This is a genomic window from Frankia sp. CeCAU1 (assembly GCF_977971845.1).
The window spans coordinates 15,050-16,171 of record NZ_CDWWXA010000044.1 but is presented as its reverse complement, the minus strand read 5'-3'; the positions used below and the strand labels follow the sequence as shown (position 1 = coordinate 16,171).

At 70.7% G+C, this 1,122-nt stretch carries 3 protein-coding genes; all 3 read right to left on the bottom strand.

Annotated features, from left to right (window positions below):
• Window positions 1–186 precede the first annotated feature (186 nt).
• From AC08OO_RS10370 to AC08OO_RS10360, 3 genes are read right to left on the bottom strand one after another with little or no spacing between them, the layout of a single operon-like run.
• Window positions 187–354: a hypothetical protein gene (locus tag AC08OO_RS10370; RefSeq protein WP_476609727.1), complete on the bottom strand. Its 168-nt coding sequence runs from the start codon at window positions 352–354 to the stop codon at window positions 187–189.
• Window positions 351–818: a hypothetical protein gene (locus AC08OO_RS10365; protein ID WP_476609726.1), complete on the bottom strand. Its 468-nt coding sequence runs from the start codon at window positions 816–818 to the stop codon at window positions 351–353. The genes AC08OO_RS10370 and AC08OO_RS10365 overlap by 4 nt, the downstream gene beginning before the upstream one ends.
• Entirely contained in the window at window positions 815–1,030 is a 216-nt protein-coding gene (locus AC08OO_RS10360; RefSeq protein WP_476609725.1) for a hypothetical protein, read from the bottom strand. The genes AC08OO_RS10365 and AC08OO_RS10360 overlap by 4 nt, the downstream gene beginning before the upstream one ends.
• Between the last annotated feature and the right edge of the window lie 92 nt (window positions 1,031–1,122).

Here is a 1,122-nt window from a genome sequence, read left to right as displayed (position 1 = left end):
GGCACTCCCGCTGACTCTTCGGCCCCTTCACGCTCGGCCCGCCAACGGTCCAGGGACGGAATCTCTCTCCCCCCCTGCCAGCGGGGAAGGCGGTTCTAACGTGCCAGTGTGGCTCTCAAGGGTCATAGCGGGCAGGTACGACGAAGGCCCCCGGCAGACGCCGGGGCCTTCGTCGGTGGCGGGGGACTACCGGGGGTCGTTGAGGTCCCGCCACACGATCCGTACGCGCTGGGCCTTGTCCCCCTCGACCGTTCCATCGCCGCCGACGATCACGCCGTCGATCAGTTGGGTGAGGATGACCCGCTTGGCGGCGATGTCCTCGCCGAGTCCGTCCCAGCCCGCGGCGCCGTTCACGGGCAGCGTGGCGCGCCGTCGCGCGCTGGTGTGCCTGCGGGCTTCGGTCTCGCGGATCTGGCGGACGATGGCCTTGTGGGCGTCGTCGTGGGCGTCGTCGTCCATCTTCCCGGATGCCCACCGGTCCGCCAGCGCCTCTTGCGGGTCTCCAACGTCGCCAGCTCAGCGGCGGCCGGGTCCTCCGTCGCCACGGGCTGGAGAACCAGCTCGTCGAGACGCCCCCGCACGGCAGCGGAGACCAGCCCGACGAGGAAGTCCTCCCCGATGCGGACCTTGGCCGGGCACCGGCCGTCGCGGCGCTGGCAGTAGAGCCGCGTCCCGTTCGTGCCGTTCCCGGTGAGCTTGTGCTCGCAGGCACGGTCGTCGGAGATGCGGCGGTAGCCGATCGTGCGCAGCTTGCGAACCACTCCCGAACCGTACGTGGCGTCCCGATTGTCCGACCAGAGCGTGATGGCGGGCCTCATGCGGCCACGCTCCCCAGCTCGTGACCGCACTTCGCGCAGTGGGAGTGATCGAAGAAGTTGGGGATGTGCGGGCAGGGAACGAGCGTCAGCCGCTCCCCACGCGGCCACGCGCGGCACGTGAGCGCGGACCGATCGAACGGGCGGTAGTAGACGATGGCCCCGCCATGGTCCAGCGGGGAGATGTAGTCGACCCATCCCAGCGGCGTAGCCATGCCAACCCGGACGTCGCCAACGTCCCACCGTCACCGGGACGTCGCCCCGCGTGGCCTCCTCGTCGGCGGGAGCCTCCTCGACAAGTCCCAGG

Excerpts from the sequence above, each read along its gene's own strand:
- AC08OO_RS10365 (WP_476609726.1), bottom strand. The coding sequence starts at position 818 with ATGAGGCCCGCCATCACGCTCTGGTCGGACAATCGGGACGCCACGTAC.
- AC08OO_RS10360 (WP_476609725.1), bottom strand. The coding sequence starts at position 1,030 with ATGGCTACGCCGCTGGGATGGGTCGACTACATCTCCCCGCTGGACCAT.